We start from the raw sequence: 24,335 nt of genomic DNA on the forward strand, positions 1-24,335 counted from the left end.
TCGCTTTCGCCTCCTAACGCCCTGGTTCCGGCGCAGAAGGGAGAGGCGCCTGCAGCCGAACTGAAAGTCCGGGGTTCAGCGGGACCAGATCCAGCGTTCCGCCGATCCGGTCCGCGCGGCGGTTCATGTTGGGCAGGCCCTTGCCGCCTTCACGCAGCGACTGGGGCAGTCCGATGCCGTTGTCCGAGACCGAGATAACGACGGCGTCGCGTTCCATCTTCAAGCGAATATCGACTCTGGACGCCTTGGCGTGTTTCACGGCGTTGGTGATCGCCTCCTGAAGAATGCGGTAGATATTGATCCGGGCCTCCGGGCCGAAACCCTCGACGGGCGCGCCCGGCTCGGCCGACCAAGTCAGCTCAATCCCCGCCAGACGCAGGCGGGGCGCCATGCGTTCGTGGAAGATGGCGATGGCCACCTCCAGCGAGTCATCCACGCCGTCCATCGAATCGATGATCAGCCGCAGATCGTCGATGGCGATCCGCACGCCCTCGCGCAGGGTTTCGACATCGGGCGCGCCGCCTCTCAACTGGGCCAGCAGCGAGACCAGATGGCCGCCGACTCCGTCGTGCATGTCGCGCACCAGGCGCTGGCGCTCCTCGTTGATGGCGATCATCCGCTCCTGCTCTCTGAGGCGCAGATAGGTGGAGCGGATCTCGGCCTCCTTGAGCTGCACCTGTTCCGCCAGGCTGTCGCGCGCCATGGCGGCGCCGCGATACAGATCTATGCCCCTGATGATGATCTCCCAGGCGATGGCGCCGATCAGGACGAAGGGGAAATAGAGCCCCGCCATGGTCCATCGGGGCAGGCCGAAAAGGGCGATGATCAGATCATGTATCGTCGCCGTCAGGGCGACGGACAGGAAGGCGAAGGTGCGCGCCGCCACGGCCCGCCGGGCTTTGGCCAGACAGGTCATCCGCCAGATGAAATAAAGGCCGCACAGCACGATGCCGCCCGTTTCGGTGATCTGCGGGACCCAGACGACCTTGGCTGCCCAGCCGCACCAGAGGCCGATGATGCAGGCCAGGCACCAGCCGTAGACGAAGACCAGATGGCGCGCCGGGGCCTGGGTCCAGCGGTTCAGGAAGAAGGCGGCGTTCGCCATGGCCGTCGCCGAGATCGAATAGGCCGCCACGTCCCTCAGGGCGCGGTCGATGTCGGCGTCGTACCAGATGAAGGTCCAGCCCCGGACGGCCAGCGAGATCATGAAGGCGGCCAGGCTGAAGAAGACGCCGCTGTAACCGCTGAGCGGCAGCAGGAACACGGCGGTCAGGGCCAGGGTCGAGGAGGCGATCACCGTGATGAAGGGCAGGACGGTTTTCGTCAGTCTTTCCTGCTGCTGAAGGCGCCGCAGGACGTTTTCCGGCCCGACATAGATCCGGCCGAAATTCGGATGGCAACCGTTGGCGACGGCGACGATGTCGAGCCGGTTCTTGCCCGGTTGGATCAGTTCGGGCGTCAGCCCCAGGGTCAGGGGCTCGTTGCCTTCCCGGGTCGGCTGGGATGAAAAGCGTCCGCGCGGCGTGGCGACCATTCGACCGTTCAGCCAGACGGCGTAATTGTCGCGGATCCCGCTGACATGGACGCCGTAGACCACGTCGGGATCGGGAAGGCTGACGTCCGCGCTCAGCTGATAGGCCGAGAAGCGCGCGCCACGGACGCAGGGAGAGGCGTCGCTCTCGCGCGTGTTGAAGGGCAGGCGTTTCAGCGTGCGGCCCGACCGTTCGATCGGTTCCGGCTCCAGGCCGGGGACCGGCGCCACATAGGCCTTTGAGATTTGAAGGGCGGCGAGTTGGGCCGGCGGCAGGGCCGGCCGGTTGGCCGCGAAGACGAAGGCCCAGAAGAGCGCCTGGATGATGACCGTGAGAATCAGACCGCCGGCGACAGGACGGCGTTCGAGATCCAGGTTGAGCAGGGGCGTGGTCAAAGCTGGATGAGGCCCGTCTGGACCGCCTCGAACACCGCTTCGGACCGCGAATTGACCGCCAGCTTGCGATAGATGGCCTTCACATGGGCGCCCACCGTATGGTGGGAGATCGACAGGGCCGAGGCGACCTCGCGATAGCTCAGCCCGCGCGCCAGCAAATTCAGCAGCTCGACCTCGCGCGGGGTGACGGCGGCGGCGCTCTCGCACGGTTCGGGCTGGGCCGGTTGCGGCGCGCGGCGCATGCGCCGCAGCAGATAGGCCGCCACCGAGGCCGATATGGGGGACCCGCCGTTCAGCGTCTCCAGAATGTCGGCGCACAGGGTCTCGTCGGCGCTGTCCTTCAACAGATAGCCGTCCGCGCCGGCGCCGACCGCCTCGACCACGCTGGTCTCGTCGCCGAAAACGGTCAGCACCAGCAAGCGCGGCGGGGACGGCAGGGCCGCCGCCGTGCGAATGACCTCCAGACCGGAGCCGTCGGGCAGTCCCAGGTCGACGATGATCAGGTCGGCGCCCTTGGCGGCGAGCGCCAGTCCGGCCGAGACGCCGCCGGCCTCGCCCATCAGCTGCAGCTCGGGATGGGCGTCGATCAGGCGGGCCAGGTGGCGACGGACGAAGGGGTCGTCCTCGATGACGGCGATGCGGTGGGGCACGGCCCTCTCCTGATAAACGACCGCAAAGCTTAGCGGGAAGGCGCCGGACCGCATCCCATGATCATGGGAGGCGGCTCGCCCGCCCATGGTATTTCAAGCGCCTCCCCCAACGGTCAAGCTTTCTGTCGAACCCGCCTCCGACCGGCTCCGGTCTCGACGGCGGGCCCATTTGGAAGGACCACGAACTTGAAACTCTGTCTTCTCGCCGCCGCCCTGCTGGCCGCCGCCGCCCCGACCGTCTCGCTCGCCCAGGACGCCAGCCTCACCGCCAACTTCGGCGAGATTTCGCTCAGCTCCGGCTTCACCCCCGACCCCTACCGCGTCAGCGTCCAGGCGGGCGGATCGGTCGACGGAGCGCGTCTGCCGGGCGCCTGCACCGGCATGATCAGCCAGGCCCCCGACTTTGAGCTGACCTATCAGGCGGGCTCCCTGCCGCTGGTGTTCCGCACGGTCTCGTCGGAAGACACGACCCTGATCATCAACGGCCCGGACGGACGCTGGCACTGCGACGACGACTCGTACGGCGACGGCGACGCCATGGTGCGCTTCAACCGGCCGCAGAGCGGAACCTACGACGTCTGGGTCGGCACCTTCGGCGGCGGCACGACCAGCGCCACCCTGCAGATCACCGAAACCCCCTGAAGAAAGAGGCGCGGCCCCGGATCGATCCGGGGCCGCGCCGAACGTTCAGTCCCATGGCTTTTCGATCCATTCTCATCGGCTTCGGCCTGGTCTTCGCAGCCGGTCAGGTCTCGGCCCAGGCCTTTCAGCACAGGCCCGACTTCCAGATTGTCGAGCTCGAATCCGGCTTCCTGCCGGATCCCGAGGTCGTGCAACTCCGCGCCGGCGGCGCCCGGTCGGCCGCGTCCCTGGCGCCCGGATGCGTCGGCATGGTGGCCCGTCGCGCCAATATCGAGCTTCGCTACGAAGCCGGCGCCTCCCCGCTCGTCCTGACCAGCGACAGCCCTGCAGACACCAGCCTGGTCGTCCAGGGACCGGACGGGCGCTGGCGTTGCGACGACGACAGCCTCGACGGCCGCAACGCGCGCATCGTCATTTCCAGCCCCCAGTCCGGGACATACCGCATCTGGCTGGGCGCCTTCGGTCAGCCTCGCCCGATCGGCGAGGTCCGGATTTCGGAAATGCTGGGCGGCGGCCGGTACGGCCCCGAGGCGAGCGACGACGGCCGGGACGCTCCCGATCACGCCGCACCGGCCGCCTATGGCTCGCGCCGGCTTCGCGCGGGCTTTACGCCTGATCCCTTCCGTCGCGCCGTGACCGCTGGAGGGACGGTCGACGCCTCGCGTGTCGAAAACGGCTGTTCCGGCTTTACGGCGATCGCGCCCAGTTTCGAACTGACCTACGACGCGGCCGGCATGCCGCTGGCGATTCGCGCGAACGCCGACCGCGACGTCACCCTGATGGTCAATACGCCGGACGGCGAGTGGCTGTGCGACGACGACGGCGGCGAAGGCACCAACGCAGAGATCCGCCTGAACGCGCCGCGCAGCGGCGTCTACGACATCTGGGTCGGCGTCTTCGGCGGCGGCACGGCGCCGGCTGTCCTGCAAATCACTGAAACCCCGTGAAGCCGGACATGAGCCAAGATCCCCTCGTCGTGACGACCCACGCCTCCTGGCTGCAACGGCTGGGCGGCGCCCTGGCGGGCATGGCGGTCGGCGTCATCCTGGTGCTGGGAGGCCTGACGCTTCTGTTCGGCAACGAAGGCCGCGCGGTGCGTGCGGCCCAGACGCTGGACGAGGGCGGACGTCTGGCGACCTCGGCCTCACCCGACAGGATCGACCCGGCCCAGGAGGGGCGGCCCGTTCACGTCGTCGGCCTGGCCCAGGCCGCCGGACCGCTGAGCGACGAGAGCACAGGTCTCAGAATCTCCGGCCTCAGGCTGGTCCGGAAGGTCGAACTCTATCAGTGGGTTGAGACGGTTCGCACCGAGACGCGCACGCGGTTGGGCGGCGGCGAGGAGACGGTCGCCACCTATGACTACCAGCTGGAATGGTCGTCGCTTCCGGTGGATTCCGACGGGTTCAAGCAGCCGCAGGGACACGTCAATCCCGAACCGATCCTGAAGGATCAGGACTTTTCGACGCCGCAGATCAGGCTGGGGCGGCGGCGCCTCGGGCCAGAGGCGGCCGCGGGGCTGCCGGCGACGGAAACCGTCGTCCTTCTGGCCGGCGACGCCCAGGAGGCGGAACGCCGCCTGGGCCGCAAGGTCGTCGTCAGCGGCGACGCCCTCTATGTGGGCGCAGATCCGGCCCTGCCCGCCGCGGGCGACGCCCGCATCCGCTATGCGGCGGCTCCCTGGGGGCCGATCAGCGTCATCGCCGGCCAGCAGGGCGCCGATCTGGTTCCCTACGCCACGCGCCACGGCCGCCTTTACGAGGTGCGGGCCGGACGGCTCGACGCCGAGACGATGCTGCAGGACGCCAAGGCGGCCAACCAGGTCCTGACCTGGCTTGTGCGGCTCGGCGGCGCGGTCGCGATCATCCTGGGCCTCGCCCTGATCCTCAATCCGGCCAAGGTGGCGGCCGACGTGTTCCCGCCGGCGGGCGCGATCGTCGGGTTCGGCGTCGTCGCCCTCGCCTTCATCTTCGGCGCAATCCTCTCGGCCCTGACGATCGCGACGGCCTGGCTGGTCGTTCGTCCCCTGCTGTCCGTCGTCGTCCTCACCCTCGGCGCGCTCGTCGCCCTGGGGATATGGAGGTTAAAGGCCGCACGCGGAACGCGCTCTGAACCTCGCGTTGTTGGTACTCAGTAAACGAGCGGTATTGGCCCGTAGCTGCTTGAAATGCCCTCGAGCTAGTGCGGCAGCTCTAACCCTCGCTAGCGCAGCCGACGAAGGCAGCTGTCCTAGAAGTAGGCCGGCAACCTTATAGGCTGTTCGCAGTAAGGGGTAATCGACGCAACATTTGCGGTAAATTTTGTGAGTGTTCGCCGCACGCCTTTTTCATCAGGCCGCGAGCTGACGGGATTTGCAGGGCTGCAATGCAATGGACACGCCTCTCGCGGCTAGCGGCGTGCCGACGAGATCCTTCAGTCGGGCGAACGCCGTGGGACTGGTGCAGAGGATGCGCCGTTCATCGGGCTCCCATCTGGCGTGATCCAGGTAGCTTATCGCCGCGCCTTCCCCCGCGATCTGGACGACCGCCTTGCGGATGTCGGTCTCGGCGAACGGGATGAGCCTCGCCGGCGTCCCGGCGCCGCCATCTGGTCGTCGGCTTTCGGCGGCGCGAAATCTTTTAATGGGCTCATAAAGGTATTGTCGGTCACCGGTGACCGGTTTTCGTGTCGCTGATGTCCGGTTTTCCGGCGTTTGAGCGGTCGCTTGTGGCCGCTTTTCGCGGGTTTGATCGGTCGCGGATGACCGGTTTTGCGGCACCTCGGCCGCTTCGCCCGGGATGGTTGCGCGGCAGATGTTGGTGCGGCCCCGCCCCCTCCGGACCTCGACCTCGAGATAGTCGGCGGTCTGCAGTTCCTCGAGCAGGCGTCGCAGCTGTCGGGGGCTGACGCCCAGACTACTGGCCATGCTCTCCTGGCCGCGCCAGGCGCCGCCTTCGCAAGGGTTCAGGTCGTGGAGGATGAAGCCGGCGACGGCCTTGGCCTGAAGGCTGATCTTGGGATCGCTGGCGATCCGCTGATGCCAGGCAAGTTTTTCGGCGACGAAGTTCTCGGGATCGAGGCGGCGGCTCATGGGCGAACCTCCGACGTTGCGGCCGGGTAGGGGAGGGGGTAGAATCCCTGCGGCCTTGAGTGTTGTGCCAAGCCCATTCGAACCCCGCCGAGCGCTGCAACGCTGGCGGGGTTTTTCGTGTCCGAGAGGCGTCCCGAGGGGTTAGCCAAACGGGAAAAATCCCTAGGGATTTCAATATGCCCCTTACACCCCGTTAGACGTGTTAAGGTGTTGTATTCACGAGAAGAAACGACTTCCTCTCTGTCCGCCACGGCTTTCCCTCCGTAACCCCCCCCCTGCGAGCGAGTTGCTTCGGCCCGGCGATGGTCTGGACCTGCGCCGCTGAACCGAATAGCGCATGACAATGCGGAGAAGGCTACGGCTGGCCGCGCAGAACGCGTCGGAATTTTATCCCCTAAAAGACGAAACGCCGCGCCCGTCTTTTGTCCGAAATGTGTTGACGACGGTGCTCGCTCCGGTCGATTGAGTGTTTGAATTGCGCCGTGGGGTTGCAAGCTTAAGCGTTCGGCCGTCGGCCGAAGAGGGGGAAAGAGTGGCTTTCAGTTTCAAAATCGGCCTGATGGCTGCGACGGCGGGCGTGTCGGTCCTGGCGGGCGCGGCGGCGGCGCAGACGACGCCGACCCCGCCGGCCGGCGGCTTCTATATGGCCAATGGGACGCGCACGACCAACTATCAGACGGCCCTGGCCTCGTGGCGGTCGGACGCCCAGTTTTCGGTCGACTATTCCAAGCGTTTCCTGGGGCTGGAACATGCCTACGCCATGGGTTTGACCGGGCGGGGTCAGACGATCGGGGTCAATGACGCCGGCGTCTATATGGACCACCCCCTGTTCGGATCGGCGGGCAAGGTGACGGGGCTGCGAACCCAGGTCGTCGAGGGCTACGGCAATGACGGGCGGATCAATCCGCGTCGTCGATGGGAGGGCCACGGCACCCATGTGGCGGGCACCATCGCCGGCGACCGGGTCGCGGGTCAGCCCATGTTCGGCAACGCCTACGGCGCCAAGCTCTACGCCGCCACCACCAACTTCGCGGCCGGCGACTTCCTGTGGTTCAAGGACGTCTATATCGACGGCGACATCGTCGCGACCTCGAACCAGAACATCGTCGATCTGGCCAATACGGGGCAGGTGCGCATCATCAACAACAGCTGGGGCAGCGGCACGTCCCTGCCGTACAATGCGTCGCTGTCGACCGTTCTGGCGTCGATGAATCGGAACTACGGCGACTACTACAAGCCGGTTCTGGATAATGACGTGCTGGTGGTCTTCTCGGCCGGCAACGGCTATGGCGTCCACGCCAGCATCGACGCCGTGGCGCCCCTGTCGGATCCGCGCCTGCGCTCCAACTGGCTGTCGGTCGCCAACTATTCCAGCTTTGCCGCCGCCGACCCGTCGACCAGCTTCTGCGGTCAGACGGCGACCTGGTGCGTCGCCGGACCGGGTTCGGCCGTCGTCTCGTCCGTGCCCGCCTATACGATGGACCGGGCCGGCATCCTGGCCCTATATCCCCGGGCGAACTATACGGGACTCTATGCTGCGACCACCGTCTCGGCCCTGCAATCTGCGGCCGTGAACCAGTTTCTGGTCGTGCTGAACAACTATCTCGACGCGCGAGAAGCCGGCGGGCCCGGTTATGACGAGGACGCGCAACGGCGCGAAGTGGCTCGGCAAGCGGCGGCCATCACCCTGGTTGCGGGAGCCCGCCTGGGCGATCCCGACAGCTTCACCTCCACCCTGGCGGGCTTGCTGGTCTCGACCAACAACATGGCGATCCTGACCCCGGCCTTCTCCGGCGCCGTGCTCGAATACGCCAACGCCGAACTGCAGCGGGTGCTGAACCAGTACATCCGCTACACCGGCGCCGGCTATGCGGCCTATACCGGCACGTCGATGGCGGCGCCGAACGTGTCGGGCTTCGCCGCCCTCCTGATGGAGAACTTCCCCGAATATTCCACGGCCCTGATTTCGGACATTCTGGTGTCCAGCTCGCGGGATCTGGACACGCCGGGCGTCGATCTGAAGTCCGGCTGGGGCGCGCCCCAGATGAACGTCGCCTTGGGCGGCCCGACCGCTTTGCGGGCGACCCGCGACGTCACCGTGGCGGTCGGCACCGTCGATGTCTGGAGCAACAACATCGGCGACGCCCGCGACCGCTATTCGGCCGAGGTGCGGGCCAACTTCGGCAATGACGTCGGCGGTCTGGTCAAGAAGGGCGGGGGACAGCTGATCCTGACCGGCGCCAATGACTACAGCGGCCTGACCCGCGTCGAGGGCGGTCTTCTGACCGTCAACGGCAGCCTGCTGCGCTCGAACGCCACCGTCGGCGGCGTGGGCATGATCGGCGGCGTCGGTCGTCTGCTGAACCTGACGGCGGAAAGCGGCGGCGTGGTCGCGCCGGGCGACGGGGCCAATCCGTTCGGAACCCTGACCGTCGCCGGCGACGTCAACTTCAAGCCGGGCTCCTTCCTGTGGATCCGCTCCAGCGTCAACGGCGGCGCCTATTCGCGGCTGAACGTCGGCGGGGCGACGCGCCTCGAGGGCGGTCAGGTCGTGCTGAAGGCCGACAGCGGCGAATGGAACCTGCGCTCGCGGATGAACATCATTCAGTCGACGGGCGCAGTCACCGGCGCCTTCACCGGGGCGCAGAGCGATCTGGCCTTCCTGACGCCGGTCCTGACCTATTCGACCAACGGGGTCACGCTGACGGTGCGCCGCAACGACGTGACGGTGGCGTCCCTAGGCGCCAACTCGAACCAGAAGTCGGCGGGCGCAGCCCTGGACGTGATGATCAACGGATCGGCGACCAGCGGAAGCCGCGACCTGTCGCTGGAGAACGCCCTGCTGGACGCCAGCGTGCCCGCGGTTCAGGCCGCCCTGCCCAGCCTGACTGGCGAGGTTCACGCCTCTCTGGCCGGCCTGGCGGTGTCCGACACGCGCGCGATCCGCGAGGCCATGTCGGACCGCGGCCGGGGTCAGGCCGGCGGTCAGACCTATGCGGGCAACGGGGTTTCGGTCTGGGGCAGCGGCGTCTTCGGCGACGGCCGCGGCTCGCGTCATGACGGCCTGGCGGCCTTCCGCAGCGAATCGTCCGGCTATCTGGTCGGGGCCGAAAAGGCGCTGTCGGACGATGTTCACATCGGCTTGGCCTTGGGCGAAAGCCGTTCGGAACTGCGGTCGGCGCGGCTGAACTCGACGGGTCGTGTCAACAGCGAACAGATCGGCGTCTACGGCGGCGGCGCCCTGGGCGACTTCCAGGTCCGTGTCGGCGGATCCTGGGCCAAGGCCGACGTCCGCACCGACCGCACCGCTCAGTTGAACCAGTTCAGCAACGCCTTGGCCGGCGACTATGACGGCGACGTCTGGCAGGTCTATGGCGAACTCGCCTGGAGCCGGGCGGTCGGGGCGACGATGTTCGAACCCTACGGCGCCTTCAGCCATGTCCAATACGACGCCGACGTGGTCGAGGTCGGCGGAGACGCCGCCCTGTCGGGCCAAGTCGAACAGACGGCGGATCTGGTCACGGCCGGCTTCCGCACCCGCACCGTCCTGGCCGGCGGTCAGGGCCGTCCGCGTCTGTCGGCGGTGACCCACCTGGCCTATACCCACGATCTGAACGGCGACGGGCCAGTGTTCGACGCCGCCTTCGCCGATGGACCCGGCTTCGTGATCAGCGGCGCCAATCCGGGGGACGACGTCATCTCCGGCGGCCTGGCCTTCACCGTCCAGGCGACCGAACGGACCGCGCTGGAGATGGGCTACACCGGCCTCTACAAGGACGAGTACCGCGACAACCGCATCTTCGGCCGGTTCAGCGTCAAGTTCTGATTCCCGCCTGAACGCTGACTTTCGCGCCCCTGACGGCTCCGTCAGGGGCGCGATCGTTTCAGGCTCAGTCGAAAGACTTCAGTGGGGACCGGCGGACAGGGCGTCGTCGTCCAGGAAGAAGGGCCGGTCGCGATTGGCCAGGCGATGTTCGATCCAGGCGCCGGGCTGACCGATCCTTTGCTCGACCGCCTGAACCGCGCCCCGCATGAAGGCTTCGGGCGAGACGGCTTCGGACTGCGGCGCGATCGGCGTCTCTGGATCGCCGTGCAGGACGGCGGCGGCGTAGATGTCGAGCTGAAGTCCCTGGCGCGCGCCGTCGCGATAGGGAAAGAGACAGAGGGTGTAGCGGGTCTCGACCGGCCCGACCTGACGCGGGCTGACTTCGGCGCGCCAGGCGGCGCCGTTGCAGACGACCGTGCGGACCGGCCGCAGCCAGCCCGCCGCGGCGCGCGTCGTCGGACCCTCCAGCCCGAAACCCGTCGGCGCGGCCGGGTCCGCCAGGGTAAAACGACCGGGCGTGCGGGGCGGGCCGCCGGAGGCTTGGCGGCGGGTGACGACCAGGAAGCCCTGACGGCGAAGATGGCGCTCCAAGGCTTGGGCGACGCTGCGGCCGTCGTGGCGGGTCTGGAAGTCGATGACGGCGTAGGCCTGATCGACGGTCCAACGCCCCGTCGTCTGCGCAGCCGCAGTCCCAGCCTGTCCCAGGGCCGCCAGCGCCAGGATGGTCGACAGTATCGAGCGCATCGCCATGATCCATCTTGGCTCCGGCTGGGCGGCCGTTGTCAATGCGGCTCCAACAGGGCCGCCGCCGCCGCTGTCTTGACCGTCAGGCCGGGCGCTTCGGCGAAGACGAGGTCGGCGACGCCGAAATATTCGGCCTGATTAGTCGCGCACCAGTCGGTGGTGACGATGTGCACGGGGCCGTCCGTCGGCGCGGCGCCGGCGGCGTAGAGGAAATCGCCGTTGCGCGCGCTGAGCGGCATCGGCCGGTCCTGGTTGGCGCGGGCGAGGAAGGCGTCGAACTGATCACGCGGGACGACGGCGGTCATCAACCGGCCGTCGAAACGCACGACGGCGTCGAAAACGTAGCGGCTGACCGGCCCCGCAGGCAGGCCGGCGCCCAGGGTGGTGTGGCCGATGAAGCCCGCATCGACGCCTGCGGCCTGGGCAAGGCCTGCCGCGACCCGCCGTCCAGTGTCGCCCAGGGACAGGGCGCGGGGGCTGACGCCCAGTATGGCCCGCTCCTCCGCCGTCATCTGGGCGGCCAGGGTCGCCGCGATCCGTTCGGCCAGGGGCTGATCGGCTGCGGCGTCCAGTGCGACCGGGTGAGAGGCGGCCGTGACCGAGCCGTCGGCGCGGAATTCGCCAACCGTATAGGCGCTTGTCCACGAGCCGGTGTGGGCATAGGCGCTGCGGCCCTGTTGATGCTGGAACAGCAGATGGTTGTGGCCGCCGATCATCAGGCTGCCGTCGGGCAGCAGGGGCAGGATGTCGCGATCGGCCGCGACACCCGCATGGCTCAGGATCAGAACCCGATCGGCGCCCGACAATGCGGCTCCAAGTTGGGCCCTTGCCCAGACCGCAGGAGATGGAATGTCCAACTGGTCGCGAGAGACCTTGGGATAGGTGTTCAGGGCGTCGGTCCCTATGCCCACGACGCGCAAGGATCGGGCGCCGAAGGGCAGGGTGGTCGAAGAGGGGGCGTAGCCTTCGCCCGTGCGTCGGTCGCCGATGGTGGTGACGACCTGGACGCCTAGGGTCCGCAGCCGCGCCACGACCTCAGCCAGGTCCGGGGTCAGGTCGTTGTCGTGATTGCCCAGGTTGAACACCGTGGGCGCCAGGCGCGGCAGGGCCTCGACGAACGCCCAGTCGATCACACCGCCGGACCGCACGGCCACGGCGTTGCCGTGTTCGAACAGGTCGCCGTTGACGGCGATCACATGGGGAATCGGATGGGTCCGCACCTCCCTTTCAAAGGCGGCCAGCAGTTGGGCGGTGCGTTCATAGGCCGAATGCATGTCCGAAACCGCCAGCACCCGGCCGATCGTCTTGGTCTGATCCTTCGCTCTCAGGCCGATCAGGCCCGGCGCCAGCGTCGTCGCCCCGGCCAGTTGCAGAAGACGGCGGCGGGAAGGCCTGACGAGAGACATTCGCAATCCAGGATATGGGGAAGGGGCGCGCAGCGGAGGGACGCACCCTTACATCGTCGCACTTCAACCTTGTTCGAACAAGACTGGGGGGCCGCGCGGCGCCCCGCCTGAGGCCGATTGTCACACCACTGTGTCCGCGTCTTCAAAGCTTCAACAAAGCGGCCCGTCTGACGCTGGCGATTCCCTTTTCGAAGCTTTACGGCGTCGCGCGATCGTTCCTCCCCACGACGCCAAGGATAGTTCAGCCATGCTTCGTCCCGCCCTTCTGGCCGCCACCGTCAGCAGCATCGCCCTGCTGAGCGCCGGCTCGGCCCTCGCTCAGGTTCAGACCCAGGCCCAGACCGAGGCCCAGACGCAAACCGCCGCCGAACCGGCCGGCGTCGATGACATCGTCGTCACCGCCCAGCGTCGCAGCGAGAACATCCGCGACGTCCCCTTCGCCGTTTCCGCCCTGACGCCCCAGACCTTGCAGGACATCTCGGCCGGCGGCGCCGACGTTCTGGCTCTGTCGGGCCGGGTGCCCAGCCTTCAGGTCGAAAGCTCGAACGGCCGCTATGCGCCGCGCTTCTACATCCGCGGCCTGGGCAATGTGGACTTCGACTTCACCGCCTCCCAGCCGGTTTCGGTGGTTCTGGACGACGTGGTTCTGGAAAGCGTCTATCTGAAGGGCTTCCCCCTGTTCGACGTGCAGCAGCTGGAAGTGCTGCGCGGACCGCAGGGCACCCTGTTCGGCCGCAACACCCCGGCGGGCGTGATCAAGATCGACAGCGTCAAGCCGTCGGACGAGTTCACCGGTTTCGGCTCCCTGACCTATGGCAACCTGGGTTCGACCCGGGCCGAGGCCGCCGTCACCCTGCCGGCGTCCGAGACGCTCCAGGTGCGCGGGGCCTTCCTGTGGAACCACCGCGACGACTGGGTGAACAACGCCTACAACCCGTCCTTCGCCAATCCGGACAAGGACGACCTGGGCAATTTCGACGACATCGCCGGCCGCGTCCATGTCGCCTGGACCCCGACCGCGCGTCTGTCGACCCTGTTGACCCTTCAGGCTCGCGACTATGAAGGCACGGGCACGATGAACCGCGCCAATGCCCTGACCAAGGGCTCCAACAAGCTGAACGACAACTTCGATCGGGACACCGTCTATTACGACGGCGGCCGCAACAACTTCCAGAAGCAGAAGACCACGTCCCAGTCGCTGCGCGTGGCCTATGACTTCGGCCCCGCCACCCTGACCGGCATCGTCGGCTCCTACCAGGGCTGGTCGCAGGGCGACGGCGACATCGACGGCGGCGTGGCCAGCGCCCCCGCGACGGCCTCCTACAAGACGCCGTTCAACTCCGAGACCGGCACCCTGTCCAGCGACCTGCTGCAGAACACCTACGAGCTGCGCCTGGCCTCGAACGGCGATGCGCGCCTGGGCTGGCAGATCGGCGCCTTCTATTGGGATGAGCGGATCAATCTGGTCTCGGGCACCTTCAACGGCGTGGGCAATCCCCAGCCGACGCGCGTGACCGACATCGTGCAGAAGTCGGACTCCTGGTCCGTGTTCGGTCAGGGCAGCTACAGGCTGACGGAGGCCCTGAAGGTCACGGCGGGTCTGCGCTATACCGATGACAACCGCGACTATTTCGGTCGGATCGTCCTGGGAACCGGCGCCGGCGGGACGGGCGCCGTCTCGGTCGGCGACGAGCAGGTCAGCTGGGACGTCAGCGCCCTGTATGAGGTCAACGACAGCCTCAACCTGTTCGCCCGCGTGGCCAAGGGCTATCGCGGTCCGTCGATCCAGGGCCGCAACCTCCCGGTCCTGACCACGGCCGATTCCGAAACCGTCATGTCCTATGAGACCGGCTTCAAGGCCCGTCTGTTCGACGGCCGCGGCCGTTTGAACGGCACGGCCTACGCCTATGAGGTCAGCGACATGCAGTTCACCGCCATCGGCGGCGCTGACAACACCAACCGCCTGATCAACGCCGACAAGGGCGAGGGTTACGGCCTGGAGCTGGACGGCGACCTGTATCTGGGCGCGGGCTTCAGCCTGGCGGCCGGCGCCGCCTGGAACCACACGGAGATCAAGGACGGCGACCTGCTGGTGGCCATCTGCGGCTCCAACTGCACCGTCACCGACCCGATCGTCACCGTGGGCACGACCCGCCGCGCCAAGGTCGACGGCAACCCCTTCCCGCAGGCGCCGGAATACACCGCCAATCTGACGCTGAACTACGTCCTGCCCCTGGGCGACGACACCGAGTTCTTCGTCTCGACCGACTGGACGATGCAGAAGGATTTCAACCTGTTCCTCTATGAATCGGTCGAGTTCATGCAGGATACCCACTTCGAGGGCGGGCTGCGGGCCGGCTGGCGCGACCTGGGCCGCGGCCTGGAAGCGGCGGCCTATGTCCGCAACCTGACCGACGAAGAGAACGTCATCGGCGCGATCGACTTCAACAACCTGACCGCCTTCGTCAACGAGCCGCGCACCTACGGCGTGCAGCTGACCAAGCGGTTCTGAGGCTCCAGCTTAAAGCGAGAGCATGATTCACGCTTCTGTCGGAACCGCGAAGCGGTTCCGCCCGAAACGATCATGCTCTAGGGCCGGCGAGGCCTTCGCTTCGCAGGCCCTGTCAGTTCGGCCGGGCAAGGCGCGCGCGCCAGGCGGGATAGTCCCGCTCCAGCAGCGTCTTCGCCCAGTCGCCATAGTAGTTGTAGCCGGCGCGGCGCTCCCGCTCGATGTCCGCCAGGGCCGGGCGCGGGACGCCGTCGCGGCCGGTGAACAGCGGGCGATTGTCCTCGAGCCCGTAGAATCGGGCCCACAGCGGGCCTTCGCCCGGCGCCGGCACGACCCGTCGGTCCGCCTGTCCCTCAGCGTCGGTGAAGGACTCGATGCGGATGTCATAGAGGGCCGTGGCGCGGAACCAGGCCACGGCGCCTTCGACCGCGGCGATCACGTCAGGGCCGGGCTGGTCGATCCCCATCAGGAAGCGCACCAGGCCCACGCTTTCCTGCCCCGACAGAGACGCCGGCTCGAACCGGCGGGCGCCGACGGGCGCCAGGGTGACGGGATCGTGCTGGGCGGACCAGACGGTCAGTCGGCCGTCCTGTCGCACCTGGGATTTCAATAGGGCGTCCACGCCGCGCCGCACGGCCTGGGCCGCCCGCTCGCGCCGCGCGCCGTCGACGAAGCCGTAAGGCGGTTTGGCCTGGGCGACCTCGTCCAGCAGGCGCAGCACCCGCACCATGGCGTCGTCATTATAGGTGACCGCGTCGTGATAGCCGCCCCGCAGCGGAGCGTACTGGGGCCATCCGCCGTTCGGATATTGGGCGGCCAGCAGATAGTCGAGACCGCTGTCGAAGGCGGCGCGCGGCGTCGAATCGCCGGCCTCGATGACCCGCGCTAGAAAGGCGAGGGGCAGGGTGGTGGCGTTGTTGTCGATCGTGTTGGTCAGGGCCGGATCCGCATCCGGCGCGGGCGGTGCGAACAGATCCGTGTTCTTGGGCCAGCCGCCTTGGGGCGACTGATGCGCGATGACCTGAAGCGCCAGGCGACGCGCCTCGTCCGAGCCGTACCAGCCCGCCGGACGGCTGACGGCGGACGTCCCCCAGACCATGGATGAGGCCGCTGCAACCCGTTGGGACCCGGGCGGCGGGGTCTGGGCGCAGGCGACGCCCGCGATCGCCGTCAGGCTTAGGATCAGGGTGGCTCTCAGCATGGCGCTGTCCTGGATCGAAGGGCAAAAAAAGCGGGACGCCGCCGGGGCGACGTCCCTTCAGGGGGCAGGGAGCGTCGGTCCGCCTCAGAAGATGAAGCGGGCGCCGACGAAATACTGGCGACCTGTGCTGCCGTAGCTGTTGACCAGCGGATCGGCCTGATAGGCCCAGCGCTCGTCCGGCTGATCCGTCAGATTCAGGGCCTCGGCGGTGATCGTGACGTTGTCGGTCAGTTTGTAGGTGAAGGCGGCGTCCACATTCAGCGTCTCATTGGAGCCGATGAAGTCGTTGATCAGGGGCGAGTCGCACTGGCCCGGATCGCAGCCGCCCGAGGCCAGCGGATAGGTGGTTTGGTAAGCGGCCCGATAGGCGGCCGAAACGCGGGCGCTCCACCGCGGCACCTCATAGAAGACGGTCGCGTTGAAGGATTCCGGCGAGGCACCCAGGAAGGGGGCCGTTCCGGTCAGGTTCCGCGCGGGATCGAGGATGTATTCCAGCTCGGATTCGATGTTGGTGTAGTTGGCCTGAACCCCGAAACCGTCGAACGGCGCCGGCAGGAAGGTGAAGTTCTGCTGATAGGCGACCTCGAAGCCGGACAGGGTCCCGCCCGGCGCGTCATTGTATTGACGCAGGACGAACGGCAGATCGGCGTCGATATAGGCGCGGCGGCTGTCGGAGGCCAGGTCGGTCAGGTCGTCATAGGCGGCCCGAAGATTGGCGATCTGCTCGCTGCTGAAAACCTCGCTCAGCCTGCCCTCACGCAGCACGACCTGCGGGAAGCTTTCGATTTCCTTGTGGAAATAGGCCACGGACAACAAGGCGTCCTTGGCGAAATACCATTCGACATTGAAGTCGAGGTTGGTGGCTCGGAACGGTTTCAGCTTGGTGTTGCCCAGGCTGATCTGGGCGTTTGAGCCATCGAACTCGGCCGCCGCCCCAGCGACGCCCACAGGCACCGTGAAGGAGGTGACGCCGGGCTGCAAGGCCATCATCTGCGGGCGCGCCATCACCTTGGCCGCCGCGAAGCGCAGGATCAGGCTGTCGCTGACCTCCCACGCCAGGTTCAGCGAGGGGAGGGTGTCGTTATAGTCGTTGTCGTTGCTGATGGGGCGGCCGCTGGGCGAACGTCCGCGTGAGTCGACGCTGGTCTCGGCTCTCCGCAGACCGGCGTTGCCGCGCAGGGTTCCGGCGAACAGAGGCAGGTTGAAATCCATCTGGCCGTAGTAGGACAGGCTCTCTTCATCGACCCAGAAGGTGTTGACCCCGCCGTTGCGAAGGTCCGACAGACGCCAGTCGCCCCATTCGTTGATGCAGTCGCAGTCGAAGCCGAAGCGGTTTTGGAAGGCTTGAAGATTGGGGGCGAAGAAGGACGTCGGCATGCCGTCAGGCACGTTCAGACCGTCTCCCCAGCTGACCGTCTGGCCCATGTCAGCCACTGTCGTGGCCTGAGCCAGGCCGCTGCGGACCCCCTCCAGCAGGCTGGGGTTCATGGTGTCGCTGACCAGCCGCTCGAACCGCGTATAGTAGAAGTCGAACTTGCGCTTGCCGATGCCGAAACGCAGGGTGACGTAGTCGTTGTAATCCCAGCGGAAGTCGGCCTTGGCCGTCTGATAGCCGTTTTCGGTGACGGTGCGGAAGGCGCGCAGGGCGGAATAGCCCTTCACGAAGTCCCAGTTGTTGGGATCGGCGACGTCGAAGCCGAAGTCGATGAAGGGCATGTCGCCGCCGGCGCGGTCGTCGTAGACGAAGTAGTCGTTTCCTGCGACGCCCTGGCCGGAGTCCAGCCGGATGAAGTCAGCGAGCAGACCCATGTTTTCATTGGTCGACTCGGAATCGCCGACCAACAGGGACATGCTGAACCGGTCGCTGAACTCATGCTCGATATTGATCGAGTTCTGGCGGAACTTGGTCGTATAGGAGCCCTGATCGACGGCCGAGCGCATGTCGACGTTGCCGAGCACCAGATAGTTGGCGTTGGCCCCGGTCTCGCTGAGGCCGGCGTCGATCAGGCGTACCGAGGGGCGGCCGATGAAGGCGCCGCGCATGGCCAGATACTGCGGATGCGCGACATAGCCGACCGAGCCGGGCTGGTTATAGTAGTCGTAGACGTCGAGGTTGTTCGGATTGAAGCTGCCGACGCCGGCTGCCAGAGTCTGGTTCGTGGCGCCCGGCGCCGTGGTGAAGATCGGCGTATTGCCATAGAGGGACTGCCCGCAGTCGATGGCGTCGCGAAACTCGGTCGCGGTCTGGGCGGTGCAGTTGGCGTACACGCTGCGGCGGTTATTGTAGCTGTTGTTGGAGTTGCTGGCGGTCGTCGCGGTCTGATAGCTGAAGGCCGTAGCTGTGCGGTTGCCGTTCGTGTTGTTGCGGTTCAGGCCGACCGGACCGATCTGATAGTTGGTCGAGGTCTGGGTCATCTCCGAATAGAGATTGTCGAAGTTGATCGTGGTCCGCTCCGTCGGCCGCCATTGGCCGGACAGGGTGACCCCTAGGCGATCCTGATCCACCTCCCGGTGATTCAGGGTGGCCAGGGCCGGGATGCGAACCAGAGAGCCGCGGTTCCCCGTTCCGTTGATCAGGGCATAGGCGGCCGGGTTCGAGCCGATCAGATAGTTGCGCGCCTCGGGATTGGTGACGCGCGGCAGGGCCGAGTTGGGCGTGCCGATCGGCAGGGCGAAGCCTTGAGGGTCCCCTGCGGCGTTGGCGCCGGCGTTATTGAACGTCGCGCCGCGATAGGCGTAGTCCATCGAGCCGACCTGGCGGGCGTAGCTGTCGATGACCTGTTTACGCTCATTGTAGGCGACCGAGCCCAAGAGGCCGAACTCGCCGATCTTGCTGGTCCAGCGGTCAGACGCCAACAGGGCCACGCGCGGGCTGTGGTTGCCGCCGTTCTCGTAATAGGCGTCCTGAAGGGTCAGGGCGAGACGGCGTTCGGTGAAGTCGAACGGGCGGCCCGAGATCAGATCGACGGTCGCGCCCAGGGAGCCTTCGTCCGTCTGGGCGTCTGCGGACTTCTGGACCTTCAGGGAGTTGAACAGCTCGGAGGCGAAGGTGTTGAACTGGAAGCCGCGGTCGCGCCGCAGGGCTCCGTCGGCGCTGCTGGCGCCGGAAGTGGACAGGGTCTCCAGCCCGTTCAGCCGAACCCGGGTGAAGTCGCCGCCAAGGCCGCGGACAGAGATCGAATTGCCCTCGCCGTTTTCGCGGTCGATCGAGACGCCGGGAATCCGCTGAAGCGACTCCGCCAGGTTGGCGTCGGGGAAGTCGGCGATGTCTTCGGCGTTGATGACGTCGACGATGGTGTTCGACCGACGCTTTTCGCTCAGGGCGCTGGCGAGAGAGGCGCGGATCCCGGTGACGACGATCTCATCGACGGTCGTAGCCTCCTGATCATCGGCCTGTTGAGCCTGGGCCCAAGTGGGCGCCGCCAGCAGCAGGGCGCCGATCAGAAGCGCCGCCGGGGACGCCGCCGCGCGCAGTTGTCCTGTGGTTTGGTTGTGCATCCGTTCCCTCCGTTGCTGTCGCGCTCCGACCTCTGGCGGGCCGGATGCCGACATCCTCTGTCCCCCTCTTGATGAGGGGATCGTCTTGGTCCCCCCGCCGTTGCGAGACAGGACAATGTCACCGGTGTCATATGGCGAAAATGTGGCGAGCGCCAGGGCAAAAATCAGCGTTTGATTGGAATGGGCCGAAAAGGACGGGGCGATCCCCGCCCATCGACGCCGCCCGGGCGGCTTAGGCGCCGAGCGCGCGGAAGAGGAAATTCCTGAACCGCGCTTCACCCTCTCCGGCGGCGTAGAGGCCCGGACGCAATATCATGAAGCCGCCCCTAACATTCTGATTATAGCCGGAAACTTCCATGCCTCTATCGAACCGCCGCCAGGTCACGCCGTCGCCGGAGGTGTCGAAATGGAGGTTCTGATAGGCGTTGGTCAGGCGGATGAACATGCGCCGTCCGTGGGGATTGGCCGGGCGGCCGCGTTCGATTCCGTATTGGTGGGTGACATAGCGCTGAGCGTCGAACCCCAGACCGGCGTAAAGGGCGCGATCATAGAACAGAATCAGCCCCGCCACAGCGCCGGGATCGATCTCGATTTCACATTCAAGTTCATAAGCTTGCTCGCCTTGAACGAAGGTCAGGGGCGAGCAGTCCGCCGGCGCCCTGCCTTTAGCGCGCATATGAAGCACGCCGCTGTCTCGCCGCAGACGGTCCTTTTCGTTCGGCTGCGGATCATAGAAGCTCCACTGAAGGCCGAACTTGTCGGTTGAGAAATCGTCCGACAGGGCCATGCCGTGCGGCACGGCCTGGCCGCCGCGCGGCTTGGCGATCGGCTGCGACAGATCGCCGCCCCTGGCGCGGAACCAGCCGTCGTCGGTCCATTCGATCGGATCCAGCAGGGTCTGGCGGCCCAGGCTCCAATAGGCGTTCTCATAGCCGTGGTAGACCATCCACCAGTCGCCGGCCGGACCTTCGACCAGGGTGGCGTGACCGCGCGACCACCATTTTTCAGCGCCGGAGCGGGTGCGGACGATCGGATTGTGCGGGCAGTCTTCCCACGGGCCATGGATGGACCGGGAACGGGCGGCGATGACCATATGCCCCGTCGGCGGACCCGCCGTGCCGCCGATGGCGGTGATCATGTAAAAATAATCGCCGCGCTTCAGAAGTTTGGGGCCTTCCTGGGCGAAGCCTTCGACGATCCAGTCCTCGGGATAGCGCCAGGCGTCATAGACGCCCTCCTCGACCGGACCATCGACCGCCAGGCCGTCGTCGGTCAGCCGGACTCGGTCCCCGCCGTTCAGGAACAGATAGCGTTTGCCGTCTTCGCCGACGATGTGGCCGGGGTCGATATGGGCCGGCAGCTTCAGGTCGATCGGCGCGCTCCAGGGCCCTTCGATTCGATCGGCCCAGATCACGTAGTTCGACCGATACTCCGGGAAACGGGCGGGGATGTAGCAGTAGAATCGCCCCTCGTGTTTGATCAGCTCGGGCGCCCAGACCGAGCCGATATTGGTGGTGAGGGCCGCAGTGACGGGGCACCAGTTCACCAGGTCGCGCGAATGCCAGATATGGATGCCCGGCACGGATTCGAACGACGAAAAGGTCATGTAATAGTCGTCGCCGTCCTTCAGGATCGAAGGGTCGGGGTGGTCGCCGGACAGGATCGGGTTCAGGAACGTCCCGTCGCCCAAATCCGCCATCCGCTGGTTTTCGATCCCGCGACGCCATTTCATGTTCGCCCATTCGCGGCCGAGCGGCGCGGCCTCTTCCAGCGTCTGGGCCAGGACGCTCCGGACCGGCAGGGCGGAGGCGGCGACCCCGCCCAGAAGGCCGGTCAGTGCGGTGCGACGGTCGATGAACCTCATGGGCGTTTCCCTTGTCCCAGTTTTGCGGACAGCTTGTCAGGTTTGCTACCGGTGTCAATTTGCGACCGGAGCCCGACGCCTTGACACGATGCAGGAACCGGGCAGGCAGGGGTCGGTTACCTCCTGGTCCCATTGGATGGAGGTTCGACATGAACAAGGAACAAGAGGCCGAGGCGGCCCTGCCGCCGGGCGTGGCGCGCGGGCGGTCGCTGAACACCCCGTCCGAGGCGCTGCAGCAACGGGCCGGCGGCGTCGGTCCGGGCGGCCAGATCGGCCCTGATCCCAATACGCTGGCGGTTCAAAAGACGCCGCACGACCAGCGCCCCGAAGGCGACCTGCCCCAGGGACCGATCAGCGGCGACCCGCGCACGCCCGTCCCGACCACCGCCAAGGACGAGGCTGTGGACGATCTGAACGAGGGCTGAGCAGGCCCGCCTACATCGGCGGCTGGGTTCGCAGGAAGGCTGTGGCGCCGACGCCGAAGTAGAGCAGGCCGAAGATCAGGGCCAGGACGAGGAGCAGGATGGCGACGCCGCGCTTGCTCTTCAGGATCGGGGGTTTGGGGGCGCGTCTGGGCATGGGCTGAAAACCGCCTTCGGCGCCGTCCGTTCCGGCCTCGGCCCTCGATCTTCAGCCGTTTTCATACCCGCGCCACCAGGCGGCGAACTTCTCAAGCCCCTCTTTCAGAGGCACCCTTGGCCGATAGCCGATCAGGGCGTTCAGCTTGGAGATGTCCGCATAGGTGGCGGTGACATCGCCCGGCTGCATGGGCCGCATGATCTTTCTGGCCTCCGCGCCGATCGCCTCTTCCAGGGTCGAGATCATCTCCATCAGGCCCACGGGCCGGCTGTCGCCGATGTTGTACACCTCATGACCGCCCGGCGCGGGCGGATGATCCAAGACCCCGACGATCCCGTCCACGATGTCGTCGATATAGGTGAAGTCGCGGGCCATGCGGCCCTCGCCGTAAACTTCGATCGGTTCGCCGCGCGCGATCTTCCGGGTGAAGCTGAAATAGGCCATGTCCGGCCGGCCCCAGGGGCCATAGACGGTGAAGAAGCGCAGACCTGACTGGGGAAAGCCGTACAGTTTGGCGTAGCTCTGGCTCAGCAGTTCGCAGGATCGTTTGGTGGCGGCGTACAGGGAGACCGGCGTCACCGTCGGATCGTCCTCGCGAAAGCCCGAGCCCTCTAGCGGCCGATCGCCATAGACCGAGCTGGACGAGGCGTAGACTAGGTGCTGGACCGCGTTGTGACGCGCTGCCTCCAGGATCGACAGATGCCCCGCCAGGTTCGACCGCTCGTAGGCGAAGGGGTTCTCCAGCGAATAGCGAACTCCCGCCTGGGCGGCGAGATGGACGATCCGCTTGATCCCCTGATCCCGCACCAGGGCCAGCACCTGCTCATGTTCGGCGATGTCGGCCCGAACCAGGCGAAAGCCCTCGCGGGCCTGCAGACGCGCCGCGCGGGCCTCCTTCAGGGCCGGGTCGTAATAGGTGTTGAAGTTGTCGATCCCGACCACCGTCTCGCCCCGCGCCAGCAATCGCTCGGCCGTATGCATGCCGATGAAGCCGGCGGCGCCGGTGACGAGGATCGGCCCTTCGCTCATCCGCGGCCGATCCCGGAGTATTTGAACCCTCGCCGCGCCATGTCGTCGGGACGATAGATGTTTCTCAGATCAATCAGCACCGGCTGTTTCATCAGCAGCTTGATCCGGTCCAGATCCAGGGCGCGGAACGGGTCCCATTCCGTCACGATCACCACCGCGTCGGCGCCCTCGACCGCGTCATAGGCGTTGGCCTTCATCTTCACGTCCGGCAGCAGCTTGGCCGCCTCGGGCATGCCTTCGGGGTCGAAGGCCTGGACCTGGGCCCCGGCGGCGATCAGGGCCTGGGCGATGTCCAGGCTTGGGGCGTCGCGCATGTCGTCAGTGTTCGGCTTGAAGGTCAGACCCAGCAGGGCCACCGTCTTGCCCGCGACGGCGGCGCCGAGGGTGGTTTCAACCCGCCCGGCCATGGCCTTCTTGCGCGCGTCATTGACCTCGACCGTGGTCTCGATCAACCGCACCGGTGATTCATATTGCTGGGCCGTGCGGACCAGGGCCAGGGTGTCCTTGGGGAAGCAGGAGCCGCCGTAGCCGGGCCCGGCGTGCAGAAATTTCGACCCGATGCGCTTGTCCAGGCCGATGCCGCGCGCGACCTGCTGCACGTCGGCGCCCACCGCCTCGCACAGGTCCGCCATTTCGTTGATGAAGGTGATCTTCATCGCCAGGAAGGCGTTGGCGGCGTATTTGATCAGTTCGGACGTGCGCCGGCCGACGAAGAGCAGCGGACTCTCGTTCAGGTTCAGCGGACGGTACAGTTCGCTCATCACCGCCTTGGCGCGGGCGCCGGTCTCGCCCTCGATGTCGTTGACGCCGATCACCACCCGGTCGGGGCGTTTGAAGTCGCCGATGGCGGCGCCCTCACGCAGGAACTCGGGATTGGAGACCACGACGAAGTCCGCGTTCGGATTGGCCTTGCGGATCACCGCTTCGACCTCGTCTCCGGTGCCGACCGGGACCGTGGATTTGGTGACGATCACGGTGAAGCCGTCGATCAGGCCCGCGATCTCCTCGGCCGCCGCATAGACGTAGGACAGGTCCGCATGACCGTCGCCGCGGCGGGTCGGGGTGCCCACGGCGATAAAGACCGCATCGGCCCGGCGGATCGCCTCGGCCCCGTCCAGGGTGAAGAACAGCCGACCTTCCTTGACGTTGGCGGCCACCAGATCATCCAGCCCCGGCTCGAAGATCGGAATCTCACCGCGTTCCAGACGCTCGATCTTGGAGGGATCCTTGTCGATACAGGTCACGACGTGGCCGAAATCGGCGAAACAGGCCCCAGACACCAGGCCCACATAGCCGGTGCCGATCATCGCGACGCGCATCCTAACATCCTCAAACGAACAGGAGAGACGGCCCTATATCATGTGATCCGGGCGCTGCTGGACTTATTAAGGCC

Annotated in this window: 17 protein-coding genes; 6 read left to right on the forward strand and 11 right to left on the reverse strand. The window is 66.6% G+C overall.

From position 1 onward, the window contains the following. Positions 1–13: 13 nt before the first annotated feature. Positions 14–1,927: a sensor histidine kinase gene (locus ACZ5M6_RS06440; RefSeq protein ID WP_464159952.1), complete on the reverse strand. Its 1,914-nt coding sequence runs from the start codon at positions 1,925–1,927 to the stop codon at positions 14–16. Then, positions 1,924–2,577, reverse strand: a complete 654-nt coding sequence (locus ACZ5M6_RS06445) for a response regulator (RefSeq protein ID WP_227976062.1) — start codon at positions 2,575–2,577, stop codon at positions 1,924–1,926. The genes ACZ5M6_RS06440 and ACZ5M6_RS06445 overlap by 4 nt, the downstream gene beginning before the upstream one ends. A gap of 186 nt (positions 2,578–2,763) precedes the next feature. On the opposite strand from ACZ5M6_RS06445, the gene ACZ5M6_RS06450 reads away from it, so the two are divergent. The 3 genes from ACZ5M6_RS06450 to ACZ5M6_RS06460 are packed head-to-tail and all read left to right on the forward strand — an operon-like array spanning position 2,764 to position 5,353. Further along, positions 2,764–3,219 carry a hypothetical protein gene (locus ACZ5M6_RS06450; RefSeq protein ID WP_054764971.1) on the forward strand — a complete coding sequence of 152 codons (456 nt, stop codon included), beginning with the start codon at positions 2,764–2,766 and terminating at the stop codon, positions 3,217–3,219. A gap of 53 nt (positions 3,220–3,272) precedes the next feature. Continuing rightward, a complete protein-coding gene (locus ACZ5M6_RS06455; protein ID WP_054764972.1) occupies positions 3,273–4,166 on the forward strand; it encodes a hypothetical protein in 894 nt (297 codons plus the stop codon). Between the two features lie 8 nt (positions 4,167–4,174). Further along, positions 4,175–5,353 (forward strand): TMEM43 family protein, encoded by a 1,179-nt coding sequence (locus ACZ5M6_RS06460; protein WP_464159953.1) that lies wholly within the window; start codon positions 4,175–4,177, stop codon positions 5,351–5,353. 192 nt (positions 5,354–5,545) lie between these two features. On the opposite strand, the gene ACZ5M6_RS06465 is transcribed toward ACZ5M6_RS06460, so the two are convergent. After that, positions 5,546–6,286 (reverse strand): hypothetical protein, encoded by a 741-nt coding sequence (locus tag ACZ5M6_RS06465; RefSeq protein WP_464159954.1) that lies wholly within the window; start codon positions 6,284–6,286, stop codon positions 5,546–5,548. Between the two features lie 532 nt (positions 6,287–6,818). Here ACZ5M6_RS06465 and ACZ5M6_RS06470 point away from each other — a divergent pair. Next, positions 6,819–10,112: a S8 family serine peptidase gene (locus tag ACZ5M6_RS06470; protein ID WP_464159955.1), complete on the forward strand. Its 3,294-nt coding sequence runs from the start codon at positions 6,819–6,821 to the stop codon at positions 10,110–10,112. 78 nt (positions 10,113–10,190) lie between these two features. Here the strand turns inward: ACZ5M6_RS06470 and ACZ5M6_RS06475 are convergent, their stop codons facing one another. After that, positions 10,191–10,862 (reverse strand): hypothetical protein, encoded by a 672-nt coding sequence (locus ACZ5M6_RS06475; protein WP_287395032.1) that lies wholly within the window; start codon positions 10,860–10,862, stop codon positions 10,191–10,193. Between the two features lie 32 nt (positions 10,863–10,894). Then, positions 10,895–12,262, reverse strand: coding sequence for a metallophosphoesterase (locus ACZ5M6_RS06480; protein WP_464159956.1), 1,368 nt, complete (start codon positions 12,260–12,262; stop codon positions 10,895–10,897). Between the two features lie 247 nt (positions 12,263–12,509). On the opposite strand from ACZ5M6_RS06480, the gene ACZ5M6_RS06485 reads away from it, so the two are divergent. Continuing rightward, positions 12,510–14,774, forward strand: a complete 2,265-nt coding sequence (locus tag ACZ5M6_RS06485) for a TonB-dependent receptor (RefSeq protein ID WP_464159957.1) — start codon at positions 12,510–12,512, stop codon at positions 14,772–14,774. Positions 14,775–14,886: 112 nt separating this feature from the next. Here ACZ5M6_RS06485 and pelA read toward each other — a convergent pair whose 3' ends face one another. From pelA to ACZ5M6_RS06500, 3 genes are all read right to left on the reverse strand, one after another. Continuing rightward, positions 14,887–15,972, reverse strand: coding sequence for a pectate lyase (pelA, locus tag ACZ5M6_RS06490; protein WP_464159958.1), 1,086 nt, complete (start codon positions 15,970–15,972; stop codon positions 14,887–14,889). Positions 15,973–16,056: 84 nt separating this feature from the next. Continuing rightward, positions 16,057–19,470 (reverse strand): TonB-dependent receptor domain-containing protein, encoded by a 3,414-nt coding sequence (locus tag ACZ5M6_RS06495; protein ID WP_464159959.1) that lies wholly within the window; start codon positions 19,468–19,470, stop codon positions 16,057–16,059. A 232-nt stretch (positions 19,471–19,702) separates the two neighbouring features. Further along, complete coding sequence (locus ACZ5M6_RS06500) at positions 19,703–21,334, reverse strand: family 43 glycosylhydrolase (RefSeq protein ID WP_464159960.1); 1,632 nt, start codon at positions 21,332–21,334, stop codon at positions 19,703–19,705. Between the two features lie 149 nt (positions 21,335–21,483). Here ACZ5M6_RS06500 and ACZ5M6_RS06505 point away from each other — a divergent pair, with 149 nt between their 5' ends. Beyond that, on the forward strand, positions 21,484–21,759 hold the full coding sequence (locus ACZ5M6_RS06505) for a hypothetical protein (RefSeq protein ID WP_464159961.1): 276 nt from the start codon (positions 21,484–21,486) through the stop codon (positions 21,757–21,759). 10 nt (positions 21,760–21,769) lie between these two features. Here the strand turns inward: ACZ5M6_RS06505 and ACZ5M6_RS06510 are convergent, their stop codons facing one another. From ACZ5M6_RS06510 to ACZ5M6_RS06520, 3 genes are read right to left on the reverse strand one after another with little or no spacing between them, the layout of a single operon-like run. Continuing rightward, the gene (locus ACZ5M6_RS06510; RefSeq protein WP_156314160.1) at positions 21,770–21,913 is read right to left on the reverse strand and encodes a hypothetical protein; all 144 of its coding nucleotides are present in this window, start codon (positions 21,911–21,913) and stop codon (positions 21,770–21,772) included. Between the two features lie 51 nt (positions 21,914–21,964). Then, positions 21,965–22,942, reverse strand: coding sequence for an NAD-dependent epimerase/dehydratase family protein (locus tag ACZ5M6_RS06515; protein ID WP_287105153.1), 978 nt, complete (start codon positions 22,940–22,942; stop codon positions 21,965–21,967). Then, positions 22,939–24,261, reverse strand: a complete 1,323-nt coding sequence (locus tag ACZ5M6_RS06520) for a UDP-glucose dehydrogenase family protein (protein ID WP_201464170.1) — start codon at positions 24,259–24,261, stop codon at positions 22,939–22,941. Before ACZ5M6_RS06520 ends, ACZ5M6_RS06515 begins: the two co-directional genes overlap by 4 nt. Positions 24,262–24,335: the final 74 nt, after the last annotated feature.

It is taken from the genome of Brevundimonas sp. Br13 (assembly GCF_055391505.1).

What these genes read in the sequence shown, in the direction of transcription:
- ACZ5M6_RS06455 (WP_054764972.1), top strand. Translation starts at nt 3,273, where the DNA reads ATGGCTTTTCGATCCATTCTCATCGGCTTCGGCCTGGTCTTCGCAGCC.
- ACZ5M6_RS06460 (WP_464159953.1), top strand. Translation starts at nt 4,175, where the DNA reads ATGAGCCAAGATCCCCTCGTCGTGACGACCCACGCCTCCTGGCTGCAA.
- ACZ5M6_RS06465 (WP_464159954.1), bottom strand. Translation starts at nt 6,286, where the DNA reads ATGAGCCGCCGCCTCGATCCCGAGAACTTCGTCGCCGAAAAACTTGCC.
- ACZ5M6_RS06475 (WP_287395032.1), bottom strand. Translation starts at nt 10,862, where the DNA reads ATGGCGATGCGCTCGATACTGTCGACCATCCTGGCGCTGGCGGCCCTG.
- ACZ5M6_RS06480 (WP_464159956.1), bottom strand. Translation starts at nt 12,262, where the DNA reads ATGTCTCTCGTCAGGCCTTCCCGCCGCCGTCTTCTGCAACTGGCCGGG.
- ACZ5M6_RS06485 (WP_464159957.1), top strand. Translation starts at nt 12,510, where the DNA reads ATGCTTCGTCCCGCCCTTCTGGCCGCCACCGTCAGCAGCATCGCCCTG.
- pelA (WP_464159958.1), bottom strand. Translation starts at nt 15,972, where the DNA reads ATGCTGAGAGCCACCCTGATCCTAAGCCTGACGGCGATCGCGGGCGTC.
- ACZ5M6_RS06495 (WP_464159959.1), bottom strand. Translation starts at nt 19,470, where the DNA reads ATGCACAACCAAACCACAGGACAACTGCGCGCGGCGGCGTCCCCGGCG.
- ACZ5M6_RS06500 (WP_464159960.1), bottom strand. Translation starts at nt 21,334, where the DNA reads ATGAGGTTCATCGACCGTCGCACCGCACTGACCGGCCTTCTGGGCGGG.
- ACZ5M6_RS06505 (WP_464159961.1), top strand. Translation starts at nt 21,484, where the DNA reads ATGAACAAGGAACAAGAGGCCGAGGCGGCCCTGCCGCCGGGCGTGGCG.
- ACZ5M6_RS06510 (WP_156314160.1), bottom strand. Translation starts at nt 21,913, where the DNA reads ATGCCCAGACGCGCCCCCAAACCCCCGATCCTGAAGAGCAAGCGCGGC.
- ACZ5M6_RS06515 (WP_287105153.1), bottom strand. Translation starts at nt 22,942, where the DNA reads ATGAGCGAAGGGCCGATCCTCGTCACCGGCGCCGCCGGCTTCATCGGC.
- ACZ5M6_RS06520 (WP_201464170.1), bottom strand. Translation starts at nt 24,261, where the DNA reads ATGCGCGTCGCGATGATCGGCACCGGCTATGTGGGCCTGGTGTCTGGG.